Consider the following 5460-nt stretch of genomic DNA (forward strand, 5'->3'; position numbering starts at 1 on the left):
CTGCAGCCGAGTTGAGTTCATCGGGTTCTACGCTGAGTGTGGGATCAACCACGGTGCGCCTCCTGGCGATGGAATGGTGTTCGCGAACGGCTGGTCTACCGGCCTGAGGTCAGTGCGTCGTATCCGCGGCTTCGGGCGCTGGCTCCCACAGCAGCCGCAGTTCGATATCGGGTGGCGGTGAGTCAGCCGACGTCGGTTGGCCACCGAGGACCGGTGGCGCGACCACGGGTGATTCGCCCACCACCTGCTGACCGTGTTCTTCGGTGACCAGAAAGTCGGGGATCTCGTGCTGTCCGGTGGCCTCTGCGGCGCCCCGCGCGGCGCCCGCGGCCATCATCGGCGCCATCGAGGCGGGAACCGGGGTCGTGGACGCGACGGTCGCACGGGTCGGCTGCGACGGCGTCAGCGATGCCGGTTCGGTGAGTCCGTGGCCCGCGGAGATCGCCGAACGTGCGGCCCCGAGCGGAGCAGCAGCGCTGCCCAAGCCTCCGATACCCATCCCACCGACACCCGCTCCCCCGCCACCGGCGAGTCCCGCCGGCGCGACCGCGGCATCGCCCGAGACCCCTCCCGGACCGGAGAGATCGGGATCGCCGCCTACCGCCACGCCGGCAGGGTGCGCAACTGCCAGATCGTCGCCGGGGTGCACACTCAACATCTCGCTGACGGGACTCATCAGTGCGGCGGGAAGCTCGGTGGCCGAGCCCACCAGGGGTGTCAGGGCCTCCAGGATGGATCCGGCCAGCGCGAACGGTGACTGCGCAGCTGACGTCGTCGCTGCTGTCGGCGGGCTCGTGACCTTGACCGGCGCGCCATTGGCGATCATCTGTGTTGTCGGGCCCAGCAATTGGGCTCTGGTCACCGCAACAGCCGCGGTCGCCTCCGCCAACCCCTCCGTGGCGAAACCGACCGCAGCACCCTGCCCTAGCGGTGTCGCCAGTCCGGGGCCGAGAATCGCGATCTTGCCGAGCGTCGCCGCGATGATGCCCTGAACTGTCGCGAGACCGGCCGCGACGATCGCCGCGGCAGCCTGGATGTCGATCGACATCACCCCGCCCTGCGTCGAGAGGGCAGCACTGTTGGTGCTCGCCTCGGCTGTCTTGGTCGCCGCACCCAGCGAGGCCGCACCCGTCCACAGGCCGTCAAGTACTCCGAGTGCTTCTGTGGCCGTTGACATCGCGGTGTCGAGAACAGTGGACAACGCGGAGAAGATCATCGACGGATCGAAGGGCGCACCCGACAGATCACCGGTCCCGAAACCTCCCAGAAGATCAGTCATCGGTTTCAGCAACATGCCGATGTCGATCGTCGGCAACGGGGGCAGCCCCGGCATCGGCGGCAGGGCGGGGATCTGCGGAATCGGCGGCAGCCCGAGTCCTGCGAGTACTTCTCCGACCGGACGATCGAGGATGGGGCCGAGCGGGGTCGCGTCGATCATGTCGCGGATCGACATGTCGTTGAACCCAGGCGCCGTTGCACCCGAGGTGCCCGACGATCCGCCCCCGTGGGCGCTCGTGGGCGCCGGTTGCGGCGACGTCACAGCGCCGACCGTATTGTTGCTGCGTTCGACCCGTCGTGAGCGTCGAACTCCCCGAGCGCCGCCAGTGTCGTCGCTGCCGTCGACGCGTGCACCGCAGCGAGACTTCCGACGGAGAACAGGTGGTTGGCCTGCGCGGTGATGAAGGCAGCGAGGAACTCCTGGCCGATCAACCCGAAAACCCCGATCATGGCGGTCGTGTTCGCCGCGGCGTCGATCGCGCCCGCCGCGCTGACGGCCGTGCCGATTGCCGCATTGGTGGCCGCAAAGCCCTCCAGCACTTCAGGTGTCACCGTGACGTTGCCCATGTGCGCTCCCCTGTGTCGGTCGTCGAATCGTTGCTTGCAGGTCTGCGATGTCCGGAGATTCGAGATTCTGACGCATGCTCGTCCCGGAAGGTTCCATCGACTTGATCGGGTCGGGGTCGTGTGCCGAGTCAACGACGTCCGACCTGCTCGCCGAATGACGACGTGAAATTCTCGATGAGTGCTGCGCGCCTGGCGAATACACGTTGCGCCGCGAGAGCTGCGGTCGCAACGACCTTCTCACCCAGGCGGTCTTCGCCCAACTCGTTCGCCCCGTCGGCGAACCACAGGCCCGTGAGTGCCCCGCTGCCGTCGGCTTCGGCGGTCACCAAGCCGTCCGGCGAGGTCACCCGGGCTCGCAGACCGGCGAGTTCGTCACCGAAGTCGGCGAGACGATCGAGTTGTGCGCGCGCCCGCGCCTCGAGCTCATCCATCGCCCCGGTCATCGACGCCCTCTCACGCTCGACGCAGCCACGAGGCGGGAGCATCGTCGTGCTCGTCGTCGCGGTACTCGACGCGAGCGAGGTCCTCGGCGGTGGGCAGGCCCATCGCGTCGACGACGTCCCTCGGCGCGCCCGCATCGAGAAGCTCTTCGCGCCAACGAATTCCGGCAGCCATAGCGGACTGTCGACAGACCCGCAGGATCTCGTCGGCCAGTGCCTGCGGTTGCTTGGTGAGTTGCGAACGCTCGATGCGGACCCGCGTCGGCAGCCCCTGTGGCGTGGTGACAACCGAGATACCGCCCGAACGGGATCGCGCAGAGGACATGCGAAACGCTGCGGGAATCTCCGCTTCCGCGGCTCCGTCCCGACCGATCTCGCCGCGCTCAATGCTGCTGTGTTGCACTGACATATCCCCGCGCATCCCCCTGTGTCCTCCGTGTGTGAAACACCGATCCACCTGCTCCGCCGCCGACCTCGGTTGCGTTGTGCGGGAGATGTTGCCATGTACCGATACCGGCGGCGACACCTCGACGCATGCCTGTGGATAAGTCATTCTGTCGGATTTTTCCCGTTTGCGACGAACAAACGTGTAAACAATCCTGACGCCGCCGACCACCGCCGACTGCTCGTCGCCGACTATTCGCCGCGCCGGCTGTCGAGTTCGGCCGGTCCGGCGGGATCGCGGGGCTCGGTGCGGGCCCCGGTGCGTGCGGCGCCCCGACGCACCGAACGCCAGCGTCGGTACGCCTCGACGATCGTCGGGATCACGACAGTGAGCACCGACGCGATGATGATGAGTTCGAGGTGATCGCGAATGAGTGGCACGGAACCGAGGAAGTAGCCCAGGACGATGATGCCTGCCGCCCAGACGATGCTGCCCATGACGCTGAACAGAGTGAACACGGAATGACGCATTCCGCTGAAGCCCGCAACGACCGGCGTCACGGTGCGCACGATGCCGATGAACCGGCCGAAGAACACCGTGAGGGGCCCGAAGCGGTCGAAGTACCTGTGTGTCCGTTCGACGTAGGCCGGACCGATCGTGCGCATGACCCGTCCCTCCAGAACGCCCCGGCCGAGTCGTCGGATCAGGAATCCACACTGGTCACCGAGCATCGCCGCGATCGGAACCACCACACACAGCAGCCACAACGGGGCGAACGGCTGGGGCTGGGCGGCGAACACCCCCGCAGTGAAGAGGATCGAGTCACCAGGGAACACGAAGCCGATGAGCAGGCCGGTTTCGACGAATATCAACACGCACAGCCCGACGAGTCCGCCCGTGGTGAGGAATGCGTCGATGTCGAACGGATTCATTGCCCGCAAGCCTAGCCACGGTTCCGCGCGTCCGATGTGGGCGAGCCCACTCGTTTGCGCTGACGTTAACTCGCTGCAACATGGTGGGCAGACTGCACCCATCGGGTGTTAACTCGATAGGGAAAAGGCGTTGTGGTCACATGCCGCCAGTCCAATCACGCCGATGTGATCACTCGAGGAGTAGACGTGCCAGAAGCCCCGACCAGAATCGTCGGAGTCACACGGTCCGGCGCGACATCGTCGGCCAATCTGCGTCCGGTCTCCGACACCGAGGTCCGCGTCGAGTACAAGACCATCCACGGCTATCGGCGGGCCTACCGGATCGCGGGGAACGGACCAGCACTCCTTCTCATCCACGGGATAGGCGACAACTCGTCGACGTGGAACGAAGTGATCCCGATGCTCGCCCAGCACTACACGGTCATCGCGCCGGATCTGCTCGGACACGGTCGCTCCGACAAACCGCGCGCCGACTATTCCGTCCCGGCATTCGCGAACGGTATGCGCGACCTCCTCGTCGTACTCGGCATCAACAAGGTCACCGTCGTCGGTCACTCGCTCGGCGGTGGCGTGGCAATGCAGTTCTGCTATCAGTTCCCCCGTTTCGTCGAGCGCCTGGTGCTTGTCGCCGCCGGTGGCGTCAGTCGCGAGGTCAATCCCGCCTTGCGTCTGGTGACACTGCCGCTGGTCAACGGGGCACTCACCGCGCTGCGCGTTCCGGGAGCCCTGGCCACCCTGCGTCTCGGGGCAACCGCGATCGCCGCGGCCCCGACACCGCCCGGGCTTCCCGACCTCCCACGCGGGCTGTCACCCAAGCGCATGCTCAACGATCACGAGGATCTCCTTCGGGTCCTCGGCGATCTGTCGGCCCCTACCGCGTCGGCGGCGTTTCTGCGGACCCTGCGCGCTGTCGTGGACTGGCGCGGTCAATCGGTCACGATGCTCGACCGGTGTTACCTGACCGAATATCTGCCGGTCCTGATCGTCTGGGGCGACGACGACACCGTCATCCCGTATGAGCACGCTATGATCGCGAATTCGGCCATCGGCCACAGCGAGTTGTCGACGTTCCATGGTTCCGGCCACTTCCCCTTCCACGACGACCCCGAGCGATTCGTACAGGTGGTCATGGACTTTCTCGAACGACACCAACCCATGGAGTTCGACTCACAGGTCTGGCGCAGGTTGATGAGCGAGGGACGCAGGAGCGCGGACATCGTCGGCGACGAGCAGACAGTAGAGGCTGTCTTCGACGCGATCGACGACGAGCGCAGCGCCACGTGACGTCGTCCGCGCGAACGACGTTCGCGTGGACAGGACCCGCTGCGGCGGGACATGTGTCGGACGCACATGCGAGGATGAGCGCCATGAGTTATCCCGACAATACGAACCACGACCCAGCACAAGGTCAGCCCTACGGTTCCCCCTCCCCGTTCGGACCCTCACCGGCGGGTGAACAGTCCCTGCCACTGCCCTACGAGCACCGCACCGCCGACTCGTCCGCATACTTCGGCCCCAGCTACGGTGCGCCGGGCTACGGGGCGCCGGGCTACGGGCCGGGCCAGGGTCCTGTCGGTTACGGACCCCAGGGCGGATACCTGGCGGCGGGATACCCGGGTGCAGTCGACCCGATGGCACCTTTCGGCCGCGACCCGTTCACCGGCGAACCCCTGTCGAACAAGTCCAAGGTGGCGGCCGGTCTGCTGCAGTTGTTCCTGGGCGGATTCGGGGCGGGCCGCTTCTACCTCGGCTACACCGCCATCGGTGTGACCCAACTGGTGCTGCTGATCATCGGCTGGATCACGTCCTTCTTCCTCATCGGGCTCTTCATCCTCGCGGGACTCAGCGTCTGGGTGTT

At 66.4% G+C, this 5460-nt stretch carries 7 protein-coding genes; 2 read left to right on the forward strand and 5 right to left on the reverse strand.

The window, feature by feature from the left end; genetic code table 11:
• Positions 1 to 109: 109 nt before the first annotated feature.
• The 5 genes from GOOTI_RS06790 to GOOTI_RS06810 form a co-directional block, all read right to left on the reverse strand.
• Positions 110 to 1540: a hypothetical protein gene (locus tag GOOTI_RS06790; protein WP_007237826.1), complete on the reverse strand. Its 1431-nt coding sequence runs from the start codon at positions 1538 to 1540 to the stop codon at positions 110 to 112.
• Complete coding sequence (locus GOOTI_RS06795; RefSeq protein ID WP_007237827.1) at positions 1537 to 1845, reverse strand: type VII secretion target; 309 nt, start codon at positions 1843 to 1845, stop codon at positions 1537 to 1539. Before GOOTI_RS06795 ends, GOOTI_RS06790 begins: the two co-directional genes overlap by 4 nt.
• A 128-nt stretch (positions 1846 to 1973) precedes the next feature.
• Positions 1974 to 2288 carry a YbaB/EbfC family nucleoid-associated protein gene (locus GOOTI_RS06800; RefSeq protein WP_007237828.1) on the reverse strand — a complete coding sequence of 105 codons (315 nt, stop codon included), beginning with the start codon at positions 2286 to 2288 and terminating at the stop codon, positions 1974 to 1976.
• 10 nt (positions 2289 to 2298) lie between these two features.
• Entirely contained in the window at positions 2299 to 2694 is a 396-nt protein-coding gene (locus tag GOOTI_RS06805) for a hypothetical protein (protein ID WP_227919617.1), read from the reverse strand.
• 227 nt (positions 2695 to 2921) lie between these two features.
• The gene (locus GOOTI_RS06810; RefSeq protein WP_007237830.1) at positions 2922 to 3602 is read right to left on the reverse strand and encodes a DedA family protein; all 681 of its coding nucleotides are present in this window, start codon (positions 3600 to 3602) and stop codon (positions 2922 to 2924) included.
• A gap of 186 nt (positions 3603 to 3788) precedes the next feature.
• Here GOOTI_RS06810 and GOOTI_RS06815 point away from each other — a divergent pair, with 186 nt between their 5' ends.
• Together GOOTI_RS06815 and GOOTI_RS06820 are read left to right on the forward strand one after the other, a co-directional pair.
• Positions 3789 to 4886: an alpha/beta fold hydrolase gene (locus GOOTI_RS06815; protein WP_007237831.1), complete on the forward strand. Its 1098-nt coding sequence runs from the start codon at positions 3789 to 3791 to the stop codon at positions 4884 to 4886.
• Positions 4887 to 4969: 83 nt separating this feature from the next.
• Positions 4970 to 5460 (forward strand): TM2 domain-containing protein (locus GOOTI_RS06820; protein ID WP_007237832.1); only part of this gene is annotated, 491 nt, incomplete at its 3' end.

This window comes from Gordonia otitidis NBRC 100426, assembly GCF_000248075.1.
GTDB lineage: Bacteria > Actinomycetota > Actinomycetes > Mycobacteriales > Mycobacteriaceae > Gordonia > Gordonia otitidis.

What these genes read in the sequence shown, in the direction of transcription:
- GOOTI_RS06795 (WP_007237827.1), bottom strand. Translation starts at nt 1,845, where the DNA reads ATGGGCAACGTCACGGTGACACCTGAAGTGCTGGAGGGCTTTGCGGCC.
- GOOTI_RS06800 (WP_007237828.1), bottom strand. Translation starts at nt 2,288, where the DNA reads ATGACCGGGGCGATGGATGAGCTCGAGGCGCGGGCGCGCGCACAACTC.
- GOOTI_RS06805 (WP_227919617.1), bottom strand. Translation starts at nt 2,694, where the DNA reads ATGTCAGTGCAACACAGCAGCATTGAGCGCGGCGAGATCGGTCGGGAC.
- GOOTI_RS06810 (WP_007237830.1), bottom strand. Translation starts at nt 3,602, where the DNA reads ATGAATCCGTTCGACATCGACGCATTCCTCACCACGGGCGGACTCGTC.